This is a genomic window from Mycolicibacterium duvalii, from assembly GCF_010726645.1.
Taxonomy (GTDB): domain Bacteria; phylum Actinomycetota; class Actinomycetes; order Mycobacteriales; family Mycobacteriaceae; genus Mycobacterium; species Mycobacterium duvalii.
Genome location: NZ_AP022563.1, coordinates 4,888,398 through 4,912,271, shown reverse-complemented (window position 1 = coordinate 4,912,271; position 23,874 = coordinate 4,888,398). Strand labels below are relative to the sequence as shown.

The 23,874-nt window shown below is 69.1% G+C and carries 20 protein-coding genes and 3 pseudogenes; 9 read left to right on the top strand and 14 right to left on the bottom strand.

Going from position 1 to position 23,874, the window contains the following annotated elements; genetic code table 11:
* Positions 1 to 5 precede the first annotated feature (5 nt).
* Positions 6 to 1,076 carry an NAD(P)H-dependent amine dehydrogenase family protein gene (locus tag G6N31_RS23255; protein WP_098002143.1) on the top strand — a complete coding sequence of 357 codons (1,071 nt, stop codon included), beginning with the start codon at positions 6 to 8 and terminating at the stop codon, positions 1,074 to 1,076.
* A 7-nt stretch (positions 1,077 to 1,083) separates the two neighbouring features.
* Here the strand turns inward: G6N31_RS23255 and G6N31_RS23250 are convergent, their stop codons facing one another.
* The 7 genes and pseudogenes from G6N31_RS23250 to G6N31_RS23220 form a co-directional block, all read right to left on the bottom strand.
* On the bottom strand, positions 1,084 to 1,830 hold the full coding sequence (locus G6N31_RS23250) for a thioesterase II family protein (protein ID WP_098002144.1): 747 nt from the start codon (positions 1,828 to 1,830) through the stop codon (positions 1,084 to 1,086).
* 10 nt (positions 1,831 to 1,840) lie between these two features.
* A complete protein-coding gene (locus tag G6N31_RS23245; RefSeq protein WP_098002145.1) occupies positions 1,841 to 2,293 on the bottom strand; it encodes a hypothetical protein in 453 nt (150 codons plus the stop codon).
* A gap of 23 nt (positions 2,294 to 2,316) precedes the next feature.
* On the bottom strand, positions 2,317 to 3,366 hold the full coding sequence (gene ligD / locus G6N31_RS23240) for a non-homologous end-joining DNA ligase (protein ID WP_098002146.1): 1,050 nt from the start codon (positions 3,364 to 3,366) through the stop codon (positions 2,317 to 2,319).
* Entirely contained in the window at positions 3,359 to 4,417 is a 1,059-nt protein-coding gene (locus G6N31_RS23235) for an ATP-dependent DNA ligase (protein ID WP_098002147.1), read from the bottom strand. The genes ligD and G6N31_RS23235 overlap by 8 nt, the downstream gene beginning before the upstream one ends.
* Before the next feature lie 42 nt (positions 4,418 to 4,459).
* Positions 4,460 to 5,164 (bottom strand): YwaF family protein, encoded by a 705-nt coding sequence (locus G6N31_RS23230; protein WP_098002148.1) that lies wholly within the window; start codon positions 5,162 to 5,164, stop codon positions 4,460 to 4,462.
* Between the two features lie 6 nt (positions 5,165 to 5,170).
* Positions 5,171 to 6,184: a CNNM domain-containing protein gene (locus tag G6N31_RS23225; protein ID WP_165776225.1), complete on the bottom strand. Its 1,014-nt coding sequence runs from the start codon at positions 6,182 to 6,184 to the stop codon at positions 5,171 to 5,173.
* Positions 6,181 to 7,610: pseudogene (locus G6N31_RS23220) on the bottom strand (hemolysin family protein). The gene G6N31_RS23225 and the pseudogene G6N31_RS23220 overlap by 4 nt, the downstream one beginning before the upstream one ends.
* Before the next feature lie 156 nt (positions 7,611 to 7,766).
* On the opposite strand from G6N31_RS23220, the gene G6N31_RS23215 reads away from it, so the two are divergent.
* Positions 7,767 to 8,387, top strand: coding sequence for a TetR/AcrR family transcriptional regulator (locus tag G6N31_RS23215; protein ID WP_098002149.1), 621 nt, complete (start codon positions 7,767 to 7,769; stop codon positions 8,385 to 8,387).
* A gap of 1 nt (position 8,388) precedes the next feature.
* Here G6N31_RS23215 and G6N31_RS23210 read toward each other — a convergent pair whose 3' ends face one another.
* Together G6N31_RS23210 and G6N31_RS23205 are read right to left on the bottom strand one after the other, a co-directional pair.
* Complete coding sequence (locus G6N31_RS23210) at positions 8,389 to 8,937, bottom strand: NAD(P)H-dependent oxidoreductase (RefSeq protein WP_098002242.1); 549 nt, start codon at positions 8,935 to 8,937, stop codon at positions 8,389 to 8,391.
* 38 nt (positions 8,938 to 8,975) lie between these two features.
* The gene (locus tag G6N31_RS23205; RefSeq protein ID WP_234815190.1) at positions 8,976 to 10,391 is read right to left on the bottom strand and encodes an NtaA/DmoA family FMN-dependent monooxygenase; all 1,416 of its coding nucleotides are present in this window, start codon (positions 10,389 to 10,391) and stop codon (positions 8,976 to 8,978) included.
* 97 nt (positions 10,392 to 10,488) lie between these two features.
* Between G6N31_RS23205 and G6N31_RS23200 the strand changes: the two genes are divergently transcribed.
* Both G6N31_RS23200 and G6N31_RS23195 read left to right on the top strand, forming a co-directional pair.
* Positions 10,489 to 11,043 carry a nuclear transport factor 2 family protein gene (locus tag G6N31_RS23200; protein WP_098002150.1) on the top strand — a complete coding sequence of 185 codons (555 nt, stop codon included), beginning with the start codon at positions 10,489 to 10,491 and terminating at the stop codon, positions 11,041 to 11,043.
* A complete protein-coding gene (locus tag G6N31_RS23195) occupies positions 11,037 to 11,828 on the top strand; it encodes an SDR family oxidoreductase (protein WP_234815191.1) in 792 nt (263 codons plus the stop codon). The genes G6N31_RS23200 and G6N31_RS23195 overlap by 7 nt, the downstream gene beginning before the upstream one ends.
* 26 nt (positions 11,829 to 11,854) lie before the next feature.
* Here the strand turns inward: G6N31_RS23195 and G6N31_RS23190 are convergent, their stop codons facing one another.
* The 3 genes from G6N31_RS23190 to G6N31_RS23180 form a co-directional block, all read right to left on the bottom strand.
* A complete protein-coding gene (locus tag G6N31_RS23190; protein ID WP_098002151.1) occupies positions 11,855 to 12,460 on the bottom strand; it encodes a sigma-70 family RNA polymerase sigma factor in 606 nt (201 codons plus the stop codon).
* A gap of 117 nt (positions 12,461 to 12,577) precedes the next feature.
* Complete coding sequence (locus G6N31_RS23185; RefSeq protein ID WP_098002152.1) at positions 12,578 to 15,376, bottom strand: LuxR family transcriptional regulator; 2,799 nt, start codon at positions 15,374 to 15,376, stop codon at positions 12,578 to 12,580.
* A 75-nt stretch (positions 15,377 to 15,451) separates the two neighbouring features.
* The gene (locus tag G6N31_RS23180) at positions 15,452 to 16,210 is read right to left on the bottom strand and encodes an SDR family oxidoreductase (protein ID WP_098002153.1); all 759 of its coding nucleotides are present in this window, start codon (positions 16,208 to 16,210) and stop codon (positions 15,452 to 15,454) included.
* A 159-nt stretch (positions 16,211 to 16,369) separates the two neighbouring features.
* Between G6N31_RS23180 and G6N31_RS23175 the strand changes: the two genes are divergently transcribed.
* Both G6N31_RS23175 and G6N31_RS23170 read left to right on the top strand, forming a co-directional pair.
* Positions 16,370 to 17,089, top strand: a complete 720-nt coding sequence (locus tag G6N31_RS23175) for an SDR family NAD(P)-dependent oxidoreductase (RefSeq protein ID WP_098002154.1) — start codon at positions 16,370 to 16,372, stop codon at positions 17,087 to 17,089.
* 71 nt (positions 17,090 to 17,160) lie between these two features.
* On the top strand, positions 17,161 to 18,057 hold the full coding sequence (locus G6N31_RS23170; RefSeq protein ID WP_098002245.1) for an MBL fold metallo-hydrolase: 897 nt from the start codon (positions 17,161 to 17,163) through the stop codon (positions 18,055 to 18,057).
* Here G6N31_RS23170 and G6N31_RS23165 read toward each other — a convergent pair.
* Positions 18,051 to 19,235 (bottom strand): cytochrome P450, encoded by a 1,185-nt coding sequence (locus G6N31_RS23165; protein WP_098002155.1) that lies wholly within the window; start codon positions 19,233 to 19,235, stop codon positions 18,051 to 18,053. The genes G6N31_RS23170 and G6N31_RS23165 overlap by 7 nt on opposite strands.
* Positions 19,236 to 19,276: 41 nt before the next feature.
* Here G6N31_RS23165 and G6N31_RS23160 point away from each other — a divergent pair, with 41 nt between their 5' ends.
* The 3 genes and pseudogenes from G6N31_RS23160 to G6N31_RS23150 form a co-directional block, all read left to right on the top strand.
* The gene (locus G6N31_RS23160; protein ID WP_098002156.1) at positions 19,277 to 20,128 is read left to right on the top strand and encodes a TIGR03619 family F420-dependent LLM class oxidoreductase; all 852 of its coding nucleotides are present in this window, start codon (positions 19,277 to 19,279) and stop codon (positions 20,126 to 20,128) included.
* Between the two features lie 90 nt (positions 20,129 to 20,218).
* Entirely contained in the window at positions 20,219 to 20,683 is a 465-nt protein-coding gene (locus G6N31_RS23155; RefSeq protein ID WP_098002157.1) for a hypothetical protein, read from the top strand.
* A 141-nt stretch (positions 20,684 to 20,824) separates the two neighbouring features.
* Positions 20,825 to 23,764 (top strand): annotated as a pseudogene (locus G6N31_RS23150) (cation-translocating P-type ATPase); the annotation flags it as partial.
* Here the strand turns inward: G6N31_RS23150 and G6N31_RS27785 are convergent.
* Positions 23,725 to 23,817 (bottom strand): annotated as a pseudogene (locus G6N31_RS27785) (hypothetical protein); the annotation flags it as partial. The pseudogenes G6N31_RS23150 and G6N31_RS27785 sit on opposite strands and share 40 nt — an antisense overlap.
* Positions 23,818 to 23,874 lie beyond the last annotated feature (57 nt).

Genomic DNA, 23,874 nt, shown 5'->3' with positions numbered 1-23,874 from the left:
AGCGAGTGCCCAACAATGCTTCGTATCGGGTCGTCCAGTGGACGACGGGAAACGTCGGAAAGAGTTCCGTCGCCGCGATAGCGGCTCATCCGAACCTCGAACTGGTCGGCTGCTTCGCCTGGTCGGAGGACAAGGCCGGCCGGGACGTCGGCGAGTTGGCCGGCATCGAACCGCTCGGCGTGACCGCCACCAGCGATGTCGACGCGCTGCTGGCGCTCAAGCCCGACGCCGTCGTCTACAACCCCATGTGGATCGACGTCGACGAGTTGGTCCGGATCCTCGAATCCGGCGTCAACGTCGTCGCGTCGGCGTCGTTCATCACCGGCGGCAACCTGGGCGACGGACGGAACCGGCTGGCCGATGCGTGCCAGCGCGGCGGATCGACCCTGTTCGGGTCCGGCGTCAGCCCGGGCTTCGCCGAACTGCTGGCCATCGTCGCCGGCACGGCATGTGACCGCATCGACAAGATCACCATCGCCGAATCGGCGGACACCACTCTCTACGATTCTCCGGACACCGAGCGGCCGGTCGGCTTCGGCACGGCCATCGACGATCCGAACCTGGGACCGATGGCCTCGAAGGGGACCGCGGTGTTCGCCGAGGCCGTCGCGCTGGTCGCCGACGCGCTCGGCATCGAACTCGACGAGATCAGGTGCGTGCCCGAGTACGCCCAGACCACCGAGGACCTCCCGATGGCGTCCTGGACGATCCCCGCCGGTCACGTCGCCGGGGTGTATGCCAGCTGGCAGGGCATCTATCAGGGCAGGACCGTCATCGACATCAACGTCCGGTGGAAGAAGGGCCAGACCCTGGACCCGGACTGGCAACTCGACGGCGACGGCTGGAAGATCACCATCGACGGCCGGCCGACGGTCAACATGTCGGTCGGATTCCTGCCTCCGCAGGACATGATCGAGAACGCGAAAACGCTCGAGGACTTCTTCGTGCTGGGCCACATCATGACCGCGATGCCGCCGATCCACGCGATCCCGGCGGTCGTCGCCGCGGCGCCCGGGATCGCCACCTACAACGACCTGCCGCTGCCCCAGCCGCGTGGAGTGGTGCCCGCCAAGTAGCGCCGCCTCAGCCGACGGTGCGCAGCGTCCGCGCAATCACCTCGATCACCCTCGGCGCCTGCTTCTCCAGGTAAAAGTGTCCGCCGGTGAAGGTGTGCACCTCGACCGGCCCGGACGTGTGGGCGTCCCAGGCGCGCGCATCCTCCTCGCTGGTCTTCGGATCGTCGGTCGCGGTCATCACCACCAGCGGCGCGCGCACGCCGGTCCCGGGGGCGTTGTAGGCGGCCAGTGCGCGGAAGTCGTTGCGGAACGGCGGCAGGAAGGTCTCCAGCAGGTCCTGGTCACCCAACACCCGCGGATCGGTGCCGCCGAGGTCACGCATCACGTCGATCAGGCCGGCGTCGGTGCGGGCGCTGCCGTCGTCTTCGTAGCGGTGCGGCGCCCGGGATCCGGACACGAACACCACCGACGGTCCCCGGCCGGCCTGTTCCAGCCGGCGGGTCACCTCGAAGGCCAGCACCGCGCCCATGCTGTGGCCGAAGAACGCGACCGGCGCGTCGGTCAGATCGCCGAGCACCTCGTAGACCCGGTCGGCGAGTTCGTCGATGGTCTCGATGAAGGGCTCGCTGTGCCGGTCCTGCCGGCCCGGGTACTGCACGGCGTAGACGTCGACCTCGGGGCTCAGCGCCCGCGACAGCGGGAAGTAGTAGCTGGCCGAGCCGCCGGCGTGCGGGAAGCACACCAGCCTGGTGCGGGCGTTCGGCGCGGGGGTGAAGTTGCGGATCCAGCGACTGCGCTCGGACGGTGTCGTCATAGCCGAATGTCTACCCGATCACCCGCAGGACATTGACCTTCAGGACCGCCCCGGGCGGGCCCTCGACGACGACGTCTTTGAGGATCTGCGCTTGCTGGCCCTCGACGGTGAACTGTCCCGGTTGCGGCTGGTTGCCGCCGACCACCTCGTACTCGACCGTGAACGGGGTCTCCGGAAAGGGATGCAGTCCCACGTATTTCGGGTCGATCGTGTAGGTGTAGCGACACAGCCCGGCCGGGTCGCACTCGGTGGCGGTGACCTGCACGCCGATGAGGAACTCCTTGACCGTCGGCACCGACGGCGGCGGCGGGGCCGGCGGGGTGCGCGTCGCGGCCGTCTGCTCCTGGTCGGGCCGGGAGAAGATCATCACCGACGCGATACCGACACCACTGGCGAGCATGCCGACGATCGCCAGCGCGGCCAGCAGTTTGCGGATGAAGTTCCACTTCTGTGGGGTCGGCATGCACAGCAGGGTATCGTCGCCGGTCAGTCGGCCCGCCGGTTACCGTCCTCGTCCCAGTTCGCGGCGACCTTCTTGCTCGGCTGCACGCGCGGCGGCTCCCCCGGCATCTTCGGGTAGCTGGGCGGATACGGCAGATCACCGAGGCCGCGTTCCTCGTCGGCGGTGACCATCTCGAGCAGCTTCTCGATCGACTGGGCGTGGGCATCGATGTCGGCCCACGGGTCGGGGCGACCGGCGACGAAGTCGGGCACCGTGGTGATCGTGTAGTCGTCGGGGTCGGCGGTGCGGAGTTCGTCCCAGCTCAGCGGCGTCGACACCGTCGCGATCGGGGTCTTTCGGGCTGAGTAGGGCGAGGCGAACGTGCGGTCGCGGGCGTTCTGGTTGTAGTCGATGAACAGCCGTGCACCCCGTTCTTCCTTCCACCAGGACGTCGTCACCGCGTCCGGGGCGCGCCGCTCGACTTCGCGGGCCAGGGCGATACCGGCCCGGCGCACCGCGATGAAGTCCCAGTCCGCGGCGATGCGCAGGAACACGTGCACGCCGCGGCCGCCGGAGGTCTTCGGGTAGCCGACCAGACCCAGCTCGTCGAGCAACGGTTTCAGCACATCCACCGCGACGGTGCGCGCCTCCGTGAAGCCGGTACCCGGTTGCGGGTCGAGGTCGATGCGCAACTCGTCGGGGTGCTCGGTGTCGGGGCACCGCACCTGCCAGGGATGCAACGTGACCGAGCCCATCTGCGCGGCCCACGCGATGGCCGCGGGATGGGTGATCTTCAGTGCGTCGGCGGTGCGGCCGGACGGGAATGTCACGGTGCACGACTGCAGGTAGTCGGGCCGCTTCTGCGGCAGCCGCTTCTGGTAGATCTCCTCGCCGTCGATGCCGTCGGGGAAGCGTTGCAGATGCACCGGGCGGTCACGCAGCAGCGTCACCATGCGGTCGGCGACCGCGAGGTAGTAGTCCACCAATGCGCCCTTGGTGCCCCGCTTGCCGAGCTCCGGGAAATACGGCTTGTCCGGATTGGTCAGACGGACTTTCACTCCGTCGACGTCGATCTCGTTGGCGGTACTAGCCATTGGCTGTCTCCAACACGTCGAAGAGGTCGTAGGTCAGCGGAACATCGAGTTGGTCGAAGGTGCAGCCGGCCGGGTCGCGGTCGGGACGCCAGCGAAGGAACTTCACCGCGTGCCGGAACCGCGCGCCCTCCATCTGGTCGTAGGCGACCTCGCACACCCGCTCGGGCCGCACCGGGATCCAGCGCTTGTCGGCCGCGGAGTTCCACCGGCTGGGCTCGCCGTCCCGCAGATCGTCGCCGATGCGCAGCGGCTCGAGGTCGGCCAGCAACTTCAGCCGTGCCTTCGCGGTGAACGACGCGGCTCCGCCGACCATCTGCAGCTCACCGTCGTCGCGGTAGAGGCCCAGCAGGATCGACCCGATTCCCTCTCCGCTCTTGTGGATGCGGTAACCCATTGCGACACAGTCGGCGTCGCGGTGGTGTTTGATCTTCACCATCTCGCGCTTACCCGCCAGGTAGGGCCCGTCGAGGCGTTTGGCGATCACCCCGTCCAAGCCGGCGCCCTCGAACTCCTCGAGCCAGCGCACCCCCAGTTCGGGATCCTCGGTGGTGCGCGTGACGTGGCACCACTGCTTGCCGTCGACGGCGTCGACCAGTGCCGCCCGGCGCGTCCGGAACGGTTGGGTCATCAGCGACGAGTCGCCGACGGCCAGCGCGTCGAACCCGACGAAGTGGGCCGGGGTCTGCTCGGCGAGCAGCGTGACGCGGCTGTTCGCGGGGTGGATGCGCTGGCTCAGCGATTCCCAGTCCAGCCGGGTCCGGCCGGCGACCTCGCGGGGGACGACGATCTCACCGTCGAGCACGCACCGGGGCGCAAGTTCTTCGCGCACCGCGTCGAGGACCTCCGGGAAGTACCGGCCCAGATCCTTCCCGCTGCGCGAAAGCAGCAGCACGTCGTCGCCGTCCCGGAACACCAGCGCGCGGAAGCCGTCCCACTTCGGCTCGTAGGACCAGACGCCTGGGTGGTCGGGCACCGCGGTCTGGGCTTTGGCCAGCATCGGCTCCAGCGGCGGGCGGACCGGCAGATCGGCGAAACGGGACACGGTCTCCATTCTTACGTCCACGCTGTGACAGACCGGTCAACCCCGACGAAGTCATCGCCGGGCCCCCGCGTGCCGCACCAGCGACCATGGCCAGGTCATCGCCGCCCACACCGTGGCCACCAGCGCGAAGCCGACCAGCGGATACACCGGCCACGGGCCCATCAGGTCCAGCAGTGACGCGGTGTCCGGCTTGCGGTTGAGGAAGCCGTAGTTGGTGCCAGCGATGCTGTTGAACGCAACGGTGACGCCGGCCCATACCGCGGTCACCGTCAGGGTGATCCGGTAGTCCCGCCATGACGGCCGCATCCCGCGCCCCCAGGTCAGATAGATCGCCCCCCACACCACCAACAGGTGGATCGCCCAGAAGCCGAGGAACTGGTAGTGCGGGAAATCCGGACCGGTCAGCACCGGAGAGATCAGCGCCTGCGCGCTGAGCACCAGCCCCCAGTAATAGGTGAGCGCGAACGCCCACTGCCGCTGCGACCACATCGCGTAGGCCGCGGTCACCGTCGCCAGGTCGGTCAGGTGCAGCGGGACAGACCAGGCCAGCCCGGGCGGATTCAGCGCGTTCACCGCCGCCCCCAGATAGATCAGCACGGTGACGACGCCAAGGGCGCGGCCCAACCGCCGCGCGGCCGCATCGGTCTGCCGGCGGCCCAGCCAGACCAGCAACACCGCGCCGGCGGCGAACACCGCGATCGCCGCCCAGTACGACGGCCCGTAGGCGACGAATTCTCGTGCAGTCGGGGACGACACGTCGACCTACTGTTGGTTCGGCAGGATGCGTTTCATCACATCGGTGGCGGTGATGACGCCGATGAACCGGCCGTCCTGCACCAGTGCGGCCAACTGCTCGCTCACGGTGCGCATCTTCCCGAGCGCCTCATAGATCGGGGTGGCGGCGTCGAGGCGGAAAGCCGGCCGGGCGATGTCGCGGACCGGCCGGTCGAGGGGTTCGAGCAGAGTGTCGCGCACATGCACCACCGCCGGAACGTCTCCGTCGAACCCGCCGACCAGGATGCGCATGTGACGTGACCGCGCGGCTTCGTTCTGCACATCGGCGACGGTCGCCGTGGTCGCTACGGCGCTCGGTATCTCACCGGGGGTGAGCAGGTCACCCACCGTGAGCTTCTCGAGCTCCAGCACGTCGGAGAGCTGTGTCCGGAACGAGGAGTCCAGGGTGCCGGCGGTGGCCGAGTGTTCGACGAGGTGTCGGATGGTGTCGACGTCCTGCCCGCCGACCGCGGCCCGGTCCACCGGCGTCACACCGCTGGCCGCCACCAGGCGGTTGGCGACCTCGTTGACCCACACCAGCAGCGGGCGCACCAACCAGATGAAGCCGCGCGACGGCAGGCCGATCAGTTTGGCCGACACCTCGGGATGCGCGATGGCCCACGACTTGGGAGCCATCTCCCCGACCACCAGGTGCAGGAACGTCACGAACAGCAGCGACAACGCGAAGGCGGTGCCGTCGGCGATCTGCGCGGGGACGCCCCACGACGAAAAGACCGGCCCCAGCCAGGCGTCGACCGCGGGTTTGGTGACGGCGCCCAGCGCGAAGGTGCATGCGGTGATACCCAGCTGCGCGCCGGCGAGCATGATCGTGAGCTCGTTGATGCCGCGCAGAGCGGCGCGGGCTGACCGGTTGGTCACCGCTTCGGCTTCCAGGCGATGCCGGCGCGCGCCGAGCAGGGCGAACTCGACGATGACGAAGAACGCGCTGAACACGATCAGCAGCGTGGTCACTGCGATGACCAGCAGGGGATTCCCCGTCACCGCTCCCCCTCCCCGGTCTCGTCGGCTTGGTCCGCGCCGTCGTCGGTGTCGGTGCTCTCGGTCAGGCGCACCAGCACCTCGCTCGGCACGTGCCGGGAGACTTCGAGCACCTCGACCTGCAGCGCTCGGCGCACCGGCTCCTCGAGCAGCAAATCGCGCGGGTCGGTGGGCAGATCGATCTGCACCGTCTCGCCGATGGCGGGCAGCTGGCCGCCGGCGGCGATCAGCAGCCCGGACAGCGTCTCGTAGTCGCCCTCGGGCAGGCGGTAGCCGATCGCCCGCTCGACTTCGTCGACGTGGACGTCGCCGTCCATGCGCCAGGTCGCCTCCCGCTCGGTCTCGATACCCGGTGGCGGTTGCTCGTCGTGCTCGTCGGTGAGCTCACCGACGAACTCCTCGGCGAGGTCCTCGACGGTGAGGATGCCGGCGAAGCCGCCGTACTCGTCGATCACGCAGGCGAGTTCGCTGTGTGCTCGCGTCATCTGCGCCAACGCGTCCGCAGTGACATCAGCGTCGGCAGCACCAGCGGCGACCGCATGATCGACCGGACCGGGGCGTCGTCGGGGACCGTACGGGCGAGCAGGTCGGCGAGCTGGATCACCCCGAGGGGCTCCTCGGTGTCGGAGATGACCGGGTAGCGCGTGTGCGCCTCCGCCATCCGGACCCGGGCCTGCGCGAGGGTGGTGTCCGGGGTGACCACGCTGACCTGCGACCGCGGGATCATCGCGTGCTCGACGTCGCGATCCGGGAAATCGAGCACGCGGTCGATGAGGATGGACAGCTCCTCGGGCAGGTCGCCGCTGTCGCGGGAGTCGGCCACGATGCGCCCGAGATCCTCGGCGGTCGCGGTGGTGTCCACGTCGTGCACCGGCTCGACCCGCAGCACTCGCAGCAACGCGTTGGCGGCATGATCGAACACGGTGATCAGCCAGCCGAAGACGGTGAGGTAAGCCGTGGTCGACCGGGCCAGGCGACGAGCGAGCGGCTCGGGGTTGGCGATCGCCAGGTTCTTCGGATAGAGCTCTCCGAAGATCATCTGCACGACGGTGGCGACGGCCAGCGCGAGCACTGTGCCGACCGAGATGCTCACCGCGGCCGGCACCCCGGCCCCGCCGAGCAGCACACCCAGGGACTCACCCACGAGAGGCTCGGCCACGTAGCCGACCAGCAGGCCGGTGACGGTGATGCCCAGTTGGGCGCCGGAGAGCATGAACGACGTCCGGCGCGTCACCTTCAGCGCGCGCTGCGCCGCGCGGTCCCCCGCCTCGGCGCGGGCGGCGAGCCTCGACCGGTCCACCGACATGTAGGCGAACTCCTGGGCGACGAAGTACCCGTTGGCCGCGATGATCGCCAGAATCACGACGATGCCCAGCAGCAACGTCAGCACGGCGCCGATCACGTGAGTGCCCTCTGCGGGTCCAGACATGACCCCGGACTGTCGGACGATCCGTCCATCGCGGCTCTGCGCACCCCTTCGGAGATAAGTTGCCCACCACAGTACCGACGCCGCGCGGCGACGGCGGTCGGCGAGGCGAGCGCCGCTATACGGCAGTACAGCCGAAGTGGATGACAAAATACGGTCATGGCGACCTCGTCGCGGCGCGTCGGCGCCGAAACGTCCAAGACCCGCGACACCCTGCTGGACTGCGTCGAGACGATGATGCTCGAAGAGGGATACGCGAGCGTCACCTACCGCGCGCTGGCGGCGAAGGCCGGGGTCACGCCGAGCCTGGTGCAGTACTACTTCCCCAGCCTCGACGACATCTTCGTCGCCGCGATTCGCCGCTACTCCGAACGGAACCTCGCCTACCTCGACAAGATCCTGGCCAAGCGCACCGACGATCCGCTGCGCGCGCTGTGGGAGTACAGCTGGGACGAGGCCACCGGCACGCTGATCACCGAGTTCATGGCGCTGGCCAACCACCGCAAGTCCATCCGCACCGAGATCGCCGCGGTCACCGAAGGCGTCCGCAAGCTGCAACTGGAGGCGCTGACCGCCAAGTTCGGCGAGGGCGCCCGGCCCTGGGGCGATCTCTCACTGCCCGCGTTGCAGCTGCTGATCTCGAGCCTGCCCAAGTTCCTGAATCTGGAGAAGGGCGTCGGCGTGGAATCCGCCCACGCCGAGCTCACCGAGGCGTTCGAAGGCTACCTCGACTCGATCGAGCCGAAGCCGAAATCCTTGGCCCGCAAACGATCCCGCTGACTCAGCGGCTTGGCGGCAGGCCGCGCTCCGCCGCCTCGACGACCAGCTTCTCGACGACGGATCGCAGTGCCGTCGCGAGTTCACGGTTCTCCCGCGGATGCAGTCCACCGAGCACTTCGGTGGGCGTCGACAACCTGACTTCGTCGAGCACCTTCGCCCCTGCGATACCGAATGACTTGCGTGTCTCGTCGTGCGCCCACGAGCCGCCATACCTCCCTCGCGCAACGCCCACGACGACAAGCGGTTTGCCCTTGAGCGCGCCGTTTCCCCAGGGGCGCGAAAGCCAGTCGATCGCGTTCTTCAACACGGCCGGGATGGTGCCGTTGTATTCGGGTGTCGCCACTAACGCCGCAGCGGCCTCGGCCGCGGCCGCGCGCAGCGCCATCACCGGTTCCGGCGCATCCTGCGTATCGATGTCCTCGTTGTAGAACGGTAGCTCGCCGATTCGGTCGAACAGCTGCAGATCTACCTCCGTGGGCGCAGATTCGACGGCCGTCTCGACCAGCTGACGGTTGATCGACCCCTCACGCAGACTCCCCAGCAAAACCATGATCGTGACCCGCACGGAACGCACTCTCGATGCCCTCGTCAGCTGAACAGACCTCGGTATCCGAATGCGGGGTGACGCGAGGAGATGTGCGGTGACTCGGTGCCGAATATCTTCTGCCGTAACGTGCCTGGCTGGTACTCGGTCTGCATGAGGCCTTTGTCCTGCAGGACGGGAACGACATGGGTGAAGAACTCGTCGTAACTCTCGGGCATCAGGATGTTCATGATCTGCACGCCGTCGACACCCGCACTCTGGAATTCTGACAGCCTGGAGGCGATGGTCTCCGGTGATCCCACCACCATCTGCGGCAGTGACATCGTGCTCAGGAAGTCCTGAATGGTCGGCGTACCGCCCTCGGGCCATGCGTTGATCAGCGACAAAAATGCTCCTTGAATTCCGGGCATTTCGTCGATGAGCGCCACCAGTGGCGTCGTGGGGTCGTACTGGCCGAGATCCATGCCGCTGAGGCTGGCGAAATAGGCGGTCTGCGCCTCCTGACTGCGCCACTCCTCCAGCTCCATCCACTTTCTGTTGGCTTCCTCATCAGTGGATCCGACGACGAACATCAGCCCCTGGAGGAACCGGATGTCTGCGGCATGGCGGCCGCGCTCGCGCGCCAGATCCCGCACTGTGCCGACCTGTTGGGCGATGGCCTCCGGAGTGAACGCCGAAAGGAACATCAACTCTGCGTGCCGGCTGGCGAAGTCCAGGCCGGCGGGTGATCCGCCCGCCTGCGCGAGCACGGGCACGCGCTGTGGTGAGGGCTCCATCATGTTGTAACCCTGGACGCGGTAGCGCTTGCCGACGTGGTTGATGTCGTGGACCTTCGAGGGATCAGTGTAGATGCCACGAGTGGGGTCATCGAGGACCGCGTCCACGTCCCAGGATCCCTCCCAGAGCTTGTATGCGACATCGACGTACTCCTCGGCCCACGCGTAACGGTCCTCGTGAGACATGCCGCCGGGGACTCCCAGGTTGGCGAATGCGCGCTCGTTTGCGGAGGTGACGATGTTCCATCCGACCCGGCCATTGGTGAGGCGATCGAGCGTCGATACCTGACGCGCGAACACGAACGGGTGTTGTTGGATAACCGAACTGGTGTAGAGGAACCCGATGTTCTCGGTGCTGCTCGCCATTGCGGGTATCAGCATCGTGCAGTCTCCGATGGGAACGTTCATGGCCTGCTCGAACACCACGTCGGACGAACCGTTGTACTGGCCCGCCACGCCCAGGACGTCGGTGAAGAAGAACGCGTCGATCTTCGCCGCCTCAGCCTTGCGGGCCAGGTCCACCCATAGGTCGAAGGTCTTGTAGTCGCGGTTGCATGCGCGCGGGTGACGCCACGCGCCGTGGAAGTTGTGCCCGACTGAGTTCATTACCAACAGCGTGAAAATCATTCTTCGCGACATGGGAGCGAAACCCTTCTGTAGTTCGCGGCACAGCAGTTCGCGCACTGTACATGCGTACAGCGGACTCGTTCTAAGGCCGGGAGTCCTCGTGTGCTATACATTCGTACAACATCGTATCTGTCCACACCCGAGAAGGAACACCATGACGGCTACCGACGAACTCGAGCAGCTCCGCAGGCGCGTGCAGTACCTGGAGGACCGCACGGCGATCCTCGACTGCGTGATGAACCAGGCCCGCGGTCACGACCGGCATGACGCCGAACTGATGGGCAGTGTCTACTTCTCCGATGGCGTCGACGAGCACGGACCGACCGTGAAAACCGGTCCGGAGTACGGAGAGTGGGCCAACCAGGCCCACACCGCGGTGTTCGAGGACCATCTGCACAACATCACCACGCACACCTGCGAGATCAATGGCGACGAGGCACACGCCGAGAGCTACGTGATGGGTGCGATGCGGGTCAAGGGCGGCAAGGTGGTGTCGCTGATGGGCGGACGCTATCTCGACCGGCTCGAGCGGCGCGACGGGGTCTGGAAGATCGCGCTGCGCCGCTGCACCATCGAGTGGATGATCAGCGGCGACTCGTCGATCCTCGGCAAGGGTGCGGTGCAGGGTTTCATCAAGGGCACGTGGGACAAGACCGACGCTTCCTACCTGCGCCCGCTGAAGCTGGACGATCCCGTAGACCGGTGGTGACCAGGGAGCTGCGTGGCCGGGTGGCCCTGATCACCGGCGGTGCCTCCGGTATCGGCCGCGCCACCGCGGTGCGCTTGGCCGCCGACGGCATGCGGGTATGCGTGCTCGATATCGACGGCGCCGCCGCCTCGGCCGTCGCCGCGCCGCTGGGCGGTGTCGGATTACGCTGCGACGTCACCGATCCCGAACAGGTGGAGGAAGTGTTCGCGACCTGTGTCGCCGACCTCGGCGGCTTGGACCTCGCCTTCCTCAACGCCGGTATCTCCATTCGGTGGGGCGGCGACATCGCCGAACTGGACCTGACGCAGTACCGGCGGTCGGTCGGCGTCAACGTCGATGGCGTGGTCTTCGGTGTGCGCGCCGCCGTGCGGACCATGCGGTCGCTACCAGCCGGAGACCGCATGATCCTGGCGACGTCGTCGCTGGCCGGGCTGGTGCCGTGGCATCCCGACCCGGTCTACGCTCTCGGCAAGCACGCCGTCGTCGGCTTCATGCGCTCCGTGGCCGCGAACCTGGCCGCGGAACGCATTGCCGTGCACACCATCTGCCCCGGCATCACCGAGACCGGCGTGCTGGGCGACCGGCGGGGGCTGGTCGAGGGCCTCGGCGTCCCCGTCATGGAGCCGGAGGCGATCGCCGATGCGGTCATGGTGGCGCTCGCCGCTCCGGCTGAAGCGACCGGATCGTGCTGGGTGGCGCAGCACGGAAAAGCGCCTTGGCCCATGGATTTCCCGACGGTGCAGGGACCCGACAGCAAGCTCAACGTCCCGGTGGCGCGCCGCTGACCCACGATCGCGGTCCCGATGTGCCCTCAGGCCGCGTACTCAGCAACGGCCACGAAACCGCCGCGTGCGCAGGCGCTGTCGGCCAGCGTCCGGCGCAACTGGCTGCGTGCCCGCGACACCCGGGACATCGCGGTGCCGATCGGGATTCCCATCAACGTCGCAGTCTGCGCGTAGGTGTAGCCCTCGATGTCGACGTAGTACAGCGCCGTTCGGAAGCCTTCCGAGAGCTCCGCCATCGCGTCGCGCACGTCGTCGTCGGGCATCGAAGCGAACAGCTCGGCCTCGGCCGAGCGCGGTCCGGTCGAGGAGTGCGCACCGAAGCCGGCCAGCTCGCGGTCGGTGATCCTGTCGGACAGCACCTCGGCCGGCCGGCGCTCTTTCCACCGGTAGGCGTTGATCCACTGGTTGTACTGGATCCGGAACAGCCAAGCCTGGACGTTGGTGCCCAGCCGGAAGTGTCGGAAGCCGGCGTAAGCGCGGACCAGGGTGTCCTGCACCAGGTCTTCGGCGTCGGCCTCGTTGCGGGTGAGCCGGCGTGCACCGCGGAGCAGCACGTCGGTCAGCGGCAGGACCTCGGCGGCGAACCGGGCCTTGAGTTCTTCTCTGGAATCGTCGGTGTCGATGACCTTCATGGGACTGCCTCCGGTTAAGTTCTCCGGCCCGGGCGGGCCGTCGAATCCAGCCTGGCGGTGACCGGCTCCGGGGGGACCCTTGAGAGTCCGTAGTCCTGGCCCCTGGTTCTGGCGCCCCTAATGGGACCAGGTGACCGTGCGCAGCTGCCTGCGCGAGGCGATCCCGAGCTTGACGAAGACCTTCCGCAGATGCCATTCGACGGTGTGGACGCTGATGAACAGCTCGGCGCCGATCTCGGCGTTCGTCAGCCCGTCGGCAGCCAACCGGGCGATCTGCGTCTCCTGGGCGGTCAGCGGGTCGTGAACGTTCAGCGGCTGCTTGCGGACTTTCTCACCGACGGCGACGAGTTCCCGGCGGGCCCGCTCGGCATAACCGTGCGCTCCCATCCCGGTGAAGACGTCGTGGGCCTGTTTGAGGTGCCGGCGGGCGTCACCGCGCCGATTGACCCGCCGCAACCACTCGCCGTAGCCGAGATGCGTCCGCGCCCGGTGCACCACCACGCGTGAGCGGCTCAACTGCTCGAGTGCCTCGGTGAACAATCGGTCGGCGTCGGCGTCGTCGGCCAGCAACGCCCTCGCATGGGCCATCGCACCGAGGCCCCAAGGAGTTCCGCTGGCGCCAGCACGTTCGGCGATGCGACCGACGGCCTGTTGCGCGGTGTCCCACTCACCGATGTGGACGGCGGCCTCGACCAATTCGTGCAATGTCCAGCTGTAGAAGCCCAGGTCTTCGTAGGCGCAGGCGTCCTGTGCCGCGGTGAAGGCTTCCCGGTACCGGCCCAGACCGTTGTACAACACCGCAGCGGCGTACCCGGTGAGCCCGACCAGTCGCCCTTCGCCGCGGGCAGCGCCGTCGGCCGCGGCGGCCTCGATGAGTGGTGTGGCGTCCACGGGATCACCACGCCATGCGGCGACCACCAGGGAGTAGTAGCGGACGGGTCCGGCGTGGGTCGTGGCCGCGGTGATCGAGTGTGCCTCGGCGATCAGCGTTGCGGCGGTGTTCAGTTCGCCGAACAGCACATGCACGCCGGCCCGGTACACCAGCGCTTGGGGAAGACCGGCCAGCGCGCCACTGGCGCGCGCCTGGCGGACGACTGCGGCCGACAGCGTGTCGACGAGGTTCTCGTCCCACAGTTCGTGGGCCGCGGATTCCTGCAGGATCGGGAACGCCGGGACGAGCCACCGTCGCAGCTGGCCAGGATCAGTGTCGGCCAGCGCGGACATCGCATCCAGCGCGATGCGCATATGCGCCGCGCCGCCGCCGATGCCTCCGGCGATCCGCTCGGTCATCCCCCGGAAGAACAGGTCCACGGCCCGTGGCAGTTCGGCGGTGCGGCCCATCGCCTCGCGGGCCGCCTCGGCGGCGTTGACGAGCGCGCCGGGCTGGCCCAGTCGACCGGCGTACATGAGCGCCGCAAACGCCTCCAGATAGCACTCCCGGGAGGCGAAGTCGTCGACGTCCTCCAGTTGTTTGGCGGCATCGAGCAACGCGGGCGCGGTCTCCCCGACCGACGGTGCGCCCGCCTCGCCCGTGCGGCTGCTGACGAATGCGATCTGGGCGCGCAACCGCGCCGCCCGCGCGCGTTGAAGTTCGGACAGCGGTGCGAGCTCGGCGATGGCGAGCAACTCGTAGGCCTCCGCGCCCGCCGCGGAGTCCCGTTTGGCCTGCGCCGCGGCCAGAGCACGGTTCCCGCGCAGCTCAGGATCGGCGGTGAGCACCGCGGCACGTGCCAGAAAGGCGGCGGCAGCGGCGATGCCACCCCGGTTCTGCGCCCGGCCTGCCGATGCCTCCAGCTCGGCCGCGATCGAATCATCGGATCCCGCGACGGAGTTGGCGGCGTGCCAGGCCCGCCGGTCGGGATCGGAGGCGGCATCGGTGGCCACGGCCAGGGCCGCGTGGATCGCACGGCGATCGGCCGCGTCGGCGGTGCGGTAGGCGGCCGCACGCATCAACGGGTGGTGGAAGCGCATCCGCGGGCCGAACTCGATGACTCCGGCGGTCTCGGCGGGCGCGAGCGCGTCCACGGGGATCCCCAGCAGCGCGGCCGCGCGCAGGAACAGCGCCGAGTCGCCGACCGGTTCTGCGGCCGCGAGCACCAGCAACCGTCGGGTGTCCGCCGGCAGCTCCCGGAAGCGCAGCGCGTAGCTCTCCTCGATCCGGCCAGGGGAGGTCTGCGTGCCGACCGCCCAGAATCCGCCTGCCAATTCCGCCGGGGAGTAGCTGCGCGGCACCTCCAGCAACGCCAGTGGGTTTCCCCGGGTTTCGGCAACCACCCGGTCCCGGACCCGCGGATCGATGCCGCCGATCATCGCCTGGTCCAACAGGATCCGCGCATCGGCGTCCGAGAGACCGCGGACCGGCAGCTCCGGTAGTCCGGCCAGCACCTCGGCGCCGTCGGCGCGGGCCGCCAACACGAGTGCCACAGGTTCGGCCACCAACCGACGGGCGATGAAGCCGAGCGTCTGCACCGAGACCCGGTCCAGCCATTGTGCGTCGTCGACGACACACAGCAGAGGCGCCTCATGCACGGCGGCGGCGAGCAGGCTCAGTACCGCCAGCCCGACGAGGAACCGTTCGGGCGGTGGTCCGGAGCCTCGCCCGAACGCGACGGCCAGAGCGTCACGCTGCGGTGGCGGTAGGTCCTCGAGGTGCGCCAGCAGCGGGGCGCACAACTGGTGTAACCCGGCATAGGCCAACTCCATGTCGGATTCGACGCCGGACACCTGGACACAGCGCAGCCCGTCCGCCTGCCCGAGGAGGTAGTCGAGCAGCGCGGTCTTGCCTGCACCCGGCTCGCCGCGCAACACAAGCACCTGCGACCGGCCCGCGCGCACCGTCGAGATCACGTCGCGCAGGGCCGCGGTTTCGGCCGTGCGTCCGTGCAGGGGCCGTCGTCCCCGCGCCTGGCTCGACACCGTCTCACCGTAGCCAGGCGGTATCCCCCGGTCCAGCGGTCACCGATCGGCAACCCGCGGAACCCAACAGGTTCCTCAGCCTCTGGCTGCGGTCTCCAAGATCCAGTCGCTGAAGCGCGTGTCGAACAGCGTGGCGCCGGCCCCGGGGACCAGGGTGTCCTCGTCGATGTCGACGCCCCAGTAGCAGGCGTCGGGATCGGCGACCACCGCGCGGGTATCCCCCCGCGCGGTGAGCGCGGTGCGAATCAGTTCGGGCAGACGGAACCGCTCGGGTCCGCCCACTTCGGCGATGCCGTTGACTGGATCGTTGACCGCGGCGATGGCGACCGCTTCGGCCACGTCAGCCGAGGCCATGGGCTGGAACGCGGCGTCCGAGAGCCGTACGGTGCCGTCGGTGGTCGCCGAATCAGCGATGGCGGTGAGAAATTCGAAGAACTGGGTGGCCCGCAGGATCGTGTAGGGGATCGGCCCGGCACCGATCAGGCGCTCCTGGGCCAGCTTCGCTCTGAAATAGCCGCTCTCCCGGGCGAGGCGCTCGGTGCCGACCACCGACAACGCCACGTGGTGGCCGACCCCGGCCTCAGCCTCGGTGGCGAGGAGGTTGTTGGTCGACACGGTGAAGAACTCCTGGGCGGCGGCCTCTTCGAAGCTCGGGGAGTTGGTCACATCGACCACCACCTGCGCGCCGGCGAGTGCGCCGGCCAAGCCCTCCCCGGTGACTGCGTTCACCCCGGTCGACGGGGCGGCGGCCACCGCCTCGTGGCCGTGCTCGATGAGCCCGTCCACCACCTTCGACCCGATTCGGCCTGTGCCGCCGATGACGACGATCCTCATGGTGGCTCCCTTCTGATGATTCGGTCGAGACGGCGATCGCTGCCTCGCGCGCCAGAACCTGCGCGTTGCAGCCGATTCATCCCGGTGGCGCTCGTCACTACCGGATGGGTGCCCGCACGGTCGCAGGTTTCAGCCGATGGACACACGAGAGGAGTACTGATGGAGCTAGAGGGATTTCGGGCGCTCGTCACCGGCGGAACCGCAGGCATCGGCCTGGCCAGTGCCCGATTGCTGGCAGAGTCCGGCGCCGACGTCCTCATCGCCGGACGGGACGCCGGTCACGGCGAGGCCGCGGCCGCGACTCACGGCCGGCTCCGCTTCGTCCGGGCCGATCTGGCCGATCCGGCGTCGGTGGAGGTGCTCGTACGCCGGGCGGGCGACGTGGATGTGCTCGTCAACAACGCAGCCAGTTTCCCGGGGGCGATGACCGTCGACCAGGACGCCGGGTCATTCGCCCGCACCTTTGATACCAATGTGCGCGGCACGTACTTTCTGACCGCCGGACTGGTGGGCGGCATGCTCGCCCGGCAACGGGGCAGCATCGTGAACATCACCTCGATGGTCGCGGTCAAAGGCGTACCGGCCGCCTCGGTCTACTCCGCGTCGAAGGCGGCCGTGGAATCGCTGACCCGCACATGGGCCGTCGAGTTCGGAAGCCACGGTGTCCGCGTCAACGCGGTCGCACCCGGTCCCACGGGAACCGAAGGCGTGCAGGCGCAATGGGGCGACACCAACGACGAACTGGGCCGGGCCCTGCCACTGGGCAGGGTGGCGGCGCCGCTCGAGATCGCGCACGCTGTGCTGTTCCTGGCCTCTCCCCGGGCGAGCTTCATCACCGGAGCGACCCTCCACGTCGACGGCGGCGGCGCGGCCATCTGAGCCGACGGGATGACTTTAGGCGACAGCACGTGTTCTGGCGGTCGCACGCAACCCCACGCGAGGAGAAGAAAATGAGCATGACCGATACGCACCTCGACGAACTGGTTCCGTCGCGGTACGCCGTGAACGTCAGTGACATAGAGGTTCTCGTGATCAGCGACGGCGTACTGCCCATCACGGCCTCGACGCTGGCGACCAACACCGAGCCCGAGAATCTGGCCGGATGGCTGCACGACATGTACCTGCCGCCCGACGTCCTGGACTGGCCGCTCAACGTCGTCGTGGTCCGCAGCGCCGACCGAACCATTTTGGTCGACGCGGGACTGGGCGTCGAGTTCCCCGACTTTCCCCGGGCCGGTCACACGGTGGCGCGGCTGCAGGCAGCGGGCATCGAACTCCCCTCGGTGACCGACGTGGTGCTCACACATCTGCACATGGACCATGTCGGCGGGCTCCTCAGCGACGGGGTGAAGGCACGACTGCGCCCCGATCTGCGCGTTCATGTCGCGGCCCGGGAAGCCGAATTCTGGGAAGCCCCGGACTTCTCGCGGACCTGCATGCCTCCGCCGGTGCCCGAGGTGCTCCGCTCGTGTGCGTCGCGCTTCCTCTCCGAATACCGAAACAAGCTGCGGCCCTTCGAGACGGAGTACGAGGTGGCGCCGGGCGTGCTGGTGAGCCGCACCGGTGGGCACACTCCCGGGCACAGCGTGATCCGGCTGGCCTCGGGTGGCGAGCAGCTGACCTTCGCAGGCGATGCCGTGTTCGCACCGGGGTTCGACAATCCGGGCTGGCACAACGGCTTCGAGCACGATCCCGAGGAAGCCGTCCGGGTACGGGTCGATCTGCTGACCGAGCTCGCGGCCACCGGTGGGTCGCTGGTGGCCACGCACCTGCCGTTCCCGTCGGTCTGCCACGTGGCGGCGCAGGGCGATGTCTTCCGCTGCGTTCCGGCGGTCTGGGACTACTGACCCACGATCGCGGGCATCGAGTCCCAGCCCCGCACCGTCGCCGTCGGCGCGCGTGTCGCATGCTCAGTGTCGATGGTCCAGTCCGGCCAGCGCTTGAGGATCTCCTCGAGCGCGACCCGGCCCTCGATGCGGGCCAGCGACGCACCCAGACAGAAGTGCGCGCCCCGGCCGAAGGTCAGGTGGTTCGGGTTGCGCCGGATGTCGAAGTGCTCGGGATTCTCGAAGCGCCGCTCGTCGTGGTTGGCCGCCCCCGCCATCAGCAACAGCGCGCTGCCGGCGGGCACCGTCTCACCGTGGTATTCAACGTCTTCGGCGACGTAGCGGGCGATGCTGTGCACGGGCGGCTCGAGGCGCAGGACCTCTTCGATCGCCGCCGGAATCAACGACGGGTCGGCGACGAGTTCGCGGCGCTGGTCGGGATGGTCGGCGAGCACCTTGCCCAGCCAGCCGAACAGGCGCCCGACCGTCTCGGTGCCGGCATTGGCGATCACCCCGAGGAACACGAGCAGCTCCTCGTCGCGCAACCGGCGCCGCTGCCCGTCCACATCGTCGAATTCGACGTGCAGGAGTTCGGTCACCAGGTCGTCGCCCGGGTTGTCTTTGCGCCATGCGACATAGTCACGAAACATGTTGCCGTTGAAGTAGTTGTCCCTACTCACCGGCAGCGGCTCCCCCGGCTTGTTGCGCAGCCGGGCGCCGGCCACCTTGCGGACACTGCGCTGCAGTGAATCCGGCATACCGACGAGCATGCCGATCACCCGCATCGGCATCTCCGCACCGAGATCGCGCGTGAAGTCGAACCGGTCTCCCCCGCGCAACGGATCGAGACAGGCCGCGCAGAAGGACCGGATCTGCTCCTCGATCGCCTTCATCTTCCGGGGCGTGAATGCGCGTGCCACCAGCAGCCGATGCACGGTGTGCAGCGGCGGATCCTCGTTGATGAACACACCGTCGGGCATCACCGGTTCGGCCTTAACCACCTCGAGGATGTCACCTTTGGCCGAGCTGAGGTTGTCGGCGTCCCGCAGCGCGGCCTCCACGTCGGTGAACCGGCTCAGCGCCCAGAAGTCGAGTCGCTCGTTGTAGTACACGGGCGCGTCGTCGCGCAGTCGCTTGTAGACCGGGTACGGGTCGAGATCGATCTCGACGTCGTAGGGGTCGTAGTAGAGCGTGCTCACCTGTACGATCGTACAGCATCGCCGTCTGACGAGGAGAATGCATGCACATCGGATACGTCAGCCTCAACACGCCGGGCGATCTCGCACCCGACGTGCTGGCCCGCGAACTCGAACAACGCGGCTTCGAATCGCTCTGGGTGGGTGAACATCCGAAGCTTTCGGTATCCGCGGCCGGCTCGCTACCGGCGGCGCTCCTGCACGCACAACAGCGGATGTGGGATCCGCTGCTGTCCCTGCTGCTGGCGGCGCAAACCACCACCACACTGCGGCTGGGTTCCGCGGTCGCGCTGCCGCTGGAGCACGAACTGTTCACCTTCGCCAAGCAGGTGGCCACGCTGGACCGGTTCAGCGACGGCCGGCTGCTGCTCGGGGTCGGTGTCGGTATGCGCGCCGAACTCGAAGTTTCGAGCGGGCCGGCGTGGCGGGACCGCTACCGCGCGCTGGCCGACATGGTTGCCGCGCTGCGGGTGCTGTGGACCGCCGACGTGCCCGAACACCACGGCCGGTTCTTCGATTTCGGCCCCGTCTGGTGCTCCCCCAAACCACTCCAGCAGACCGGACCCCCGATTCTGACCGCGGCGACCGGCCCCAATGCGATCGAGGCCTGCCTGCCGTGGGCCGACGGGTGGCTGCCCGGCGATGCGGCGCTGCGCGACCTGCCGGCGGCCGTGGCCGACTTCCGGCGCCGGGCCGAAGACGCCGGCCGCGACCCCGCGGCACTGGATCTGACGATCATGGCCTGGGGCGACCCGTCGGCGAACCGGCTGGCGCGTTACCGCGACCTCGGCTGCACCCGGGTGGTGATCGGCGGTGGCCGCCGGGACGCCGCCGACCCGGTCACGACGCTGCCGTTCCTGGACCGCTACGCCGGGATGCTCGACGAACTCGGGTGATGATCGGCTCTCCGATTGTTCACCAAGACGGTGTACAACGGCTGTTTACGGGAAGACACTGAGGGACGTAAGCGGCGCGAGGAGCGTGCGATGAACATCGTTTCGGCGGCCACCCGGGTGGTGACCAAGACAGCAGACACGACCACTGCGGCGGCCGGTGCGATCGGCGGTGCAGCGGTCAACGGCGTCGTCGGTGCGGTGCGCGGAGCGGCCTCGGGAGTGCGGACCGGTATCGACAGCGGCAGCCGGTCATCGGCCGCCGCGGCGCTGACGATCGGGGCCATCGGTGCCGCCGGACTCGTCGAGTGGCCGGTACTGCTCACCGTCGGCGGCACCGCGCTGGTCGTGCACCAACTCGCGCAGCGCGGTGCGCCGGCGACGACCGCCCCATCGCGCTCACCGGCCCCGGCGAAGACGGCGCCGCGGCGGGCCGCGAAGACTGCACCGAGGCGAGCCGCGAAGACTGCGCCCCGGCGGGCCGCGAAGTCCACCGGACGGGGGCAGTCGCAACCGGCCAAGAAGGCGACCGGCCCGCGGCGCGCCGCCAAGAAGTGAGCTTTCTCGGCGGCCTGCTCGATGGCGCCGCCGCCGCGGTCAAGGAGCTCGTGGGCGGCACACCCAGCCGCCGGTGCTGGCGCCAGGAGGACCCCGTCCTTCGACGAACTGTATCCACTCGACGGGCCCGTCGATGCGGCATTGCTGGACGTCGTCCTGGCGCTGCAGCGCGAAGGCCGGACCGTCGCCGTGATCTCTTCGGCTGCGCCCCAAGCACTTTCGCTCGCCGACGTGGCGGTCGGGCTGCTCACCGGGGGCGGCCGACCGCCGTGGCGCGCCGATCTGCTGGCCGCCGACCTCGCCGCCGTGTGGCGGATCATGCACGCGCTGCCCGCCGCACGGCGAGCCAGCGAACGCGGCGTGCAGCTCGCCACCAGCGCCTCCATGCTGGGCGCCCTGCTGATGGTCCCCGGCGTGCGGGGCCGCGGTCCCGGGCCGGTGACCGCGGGGGCCGCCGCGGGCCTGACCACCGGACTGCTGCTGGCGCGCGGCGCCCTCAACGATGCGATCCCCACTCCGGCGACCGTCTACGAGTGGCATGCGATGTCGGCCGAGGAGGTGCGGCAGGTACTCCCGCAACCCCACCGCGCCCCGAAGCCGAGCAAGTCGGCGGTCGCCTCCGCGGCGAGCGCATCGGTCAGCATGATCCCCCGGCTCACCGGTCCCCCGCTGCGACTGGCCGGGGATCTGGTGGGCGCACTGCGCCAGGAGCTCTCGGACCCGCTGACCCCGATCCTCGCCGTCGGCTCGGCCGCGAGCGCCCTGCTGGGATCACCGATCGACGCGATCCTGGTCGGTTCGGTGTTGGCGGGCAACTCGATGCTCGCGGCCTCGCAACAGGTTCGGGCCGAGCGGCTGCTGGGCCGTCTGCTGGCGGTCCAGGTCCCACCGGCCCGGCTCGTCACCGACGACGGCTACCGCACCGTCGATGCCGCAGACGTGCGACCCGGCGACCTCATCGAGGTGCGGCCCGGCGAGGTGGTGCCCGCCGACGCGCGGATCGTCGAGGCGACCGACGCCGAACTCGACGAATCCTCGTTGACCGGGGAATCGCTGCCGGTCCCCAAGAGCGCCAACGCAACCCCGGGTGCAGGCCTCGGGGAACGCAGCTGCATGCTGCACGCCACCACGACCATGGTCGCGGGAACCGCGGTCGCCATCGTCACCGAGGTCGGCGACAGCACCCAGGCGAGCCGGGCCGTGCACGTGCAGTCAGCGGAGAAATCGGCGGTGGGGTTGCAGACGCAGTTGCGTGAGTTGACCGACAAAGCCCTGCCGTTGAGCCTGGCCGGTGGAGCTCTGGTCAGCGGCCTGTCGATACTGCGCCTGGCGCCTCTGCACCGCGCGGTGGCCAGCGGCGTGGCCGTCGCGGTGGCCGCGGTTCCGGAAGGCATGCCGCTGGTGGCGACTCTGGCGCAGCAGACCGCGGCGCGCCGCCTGACCCGCGCCGGGGTGCTGGTGCGCAGCCCGCGTTCGGTGGAGGCGCTGGGCCGCGTCGACGTCGTCTGCTTCGACAAGACCGGCACTCTCAGCGAGAACCGCCTGCGCGTCGCGCAGGCCCACTGCGGCGACGGCGTCACCGAGCATCAGGTGCTCATGTGCGCGGCGCGGGCCACGCCGCCGAAGAACGGCAAGCGTCACGATCACGCCACCGACGGCGCTGTCGCCGAGGCGGCTTCCGACCTGCCACCACCGGGTGCCGACGCGATGTACCTGCCGTTCCGGTCGGGGCGGCCTTTCTCGGCGTCGCTCGACGGCGGTGAGCTGTCGGTCAAGGGGGCACCGGAGACCGTTCTGGCCGCGTGCACAGGTCTGGACCCTGGCGTCAAACGCGCCGTGCACCAGATGGCGCAGGCCGGCCTGCGGGTCATCGCAGTGGCTCGCCGCGCGCTGACCGAGCGCCAGGCGCAGACCGCGCGGCGCGGTGATGATGCGCTGGTCGGCCTGTGCGGCAAAGGTTTACAGTTTGTCGGACTGCTGGGCCTGGCGGATACCCCCCGCCCGGAGTCGGCCTCGTTGCTGGCAGCCCTGCGTCGGCAGCAGGTGGGGGTCCGGCTCATCACCGGCGATCATCCGGTCACCGCGGCGGCGATCGCGACGGAGCTCGGCTTGGCCGTCACCGCGGAGCAGGTGATCAGCGGTGCCGACTGGGAGGCGCTGTCCCGGCGGGGTCAGGAACGTGCCGTGCGCGACGGTCTGGTGTTCGCGCGGATGACGCCGGAGCACAAGGTGCAGGTGGTGCAGACGCTGGAGCGGACCGGCCTGGTGTGCGCGATGGTCGGGGACGGCGCCAACGACGCGGCGGCGATCCGCGCTGCCACCGTCGGCATCGGCGTCGCGTCGCGCGGCAGCGATCCGGCCCGCACCGCGGCCGACGTGATGCTGCTCGACGGGCGGATCGGGTCGCTGCTGGACGCGCTCGACGAGGGCGACCAGCTCTGGCGGCGCGTGCAGGCCGCGGTGTCGGTGTTGCTGGGCGGCAATGCCGGTGAGGTGGCCTTCTCGATCATCGGGTGCGCGCTGACCGGCCACTCACCGCTGAACACCCGGCAGCTGCTGTTGGTGAACATGATGACCGACGCGCTGCCCGCCGCGGCGCTGGCGGTGAGCCCGGCCCGGCGCAACGGCGACGCCGTGGGACACGGCCCGAACCATGCGGCGATCTGGCGGACCGTGGCCGTCCGCGGGACGGCGACGGCGGCGGCCGCGACGTCGGCGTGGATGCTGGCCGGGTTCACGCTGACACCGCGCAGGGCCTCGACGGTCGCGCTGGTGGCGCTGGTGACCACGCAGCTGGGGCAGACTCTGCTGGATTCGCGCAGCCCGCTGGTGGTGGGTACCGCGGTCGGATCGCTGGCCACACTCGGCGCGCTGATCAGCACTCCGGGGGTGAGCCAGCTGCTCGGCTGCACCCCGTTGGGCCCGCTGGGCTGGGCGCAGGCGCTCGGCACCGCGGGCGTGGCCACCACCGCCGCGGGCTGCGCGCCCTGGCTACTGGGCCGGGTTCAGTCGTCGATGGCGACGACGCCCAGCCGCCAGAGCACCGCGTACAGCTCCCGCAGCGGGATGGCGATGACGCCGGAGACGACGGTCAACGGGTCGGATGACGGTGTGATACCTGATGAAGCAACCACGCCTCCCACGGTCCGCACCGCGGGCCACGAAGAGCCGAATACGCCATGACGGGAAGG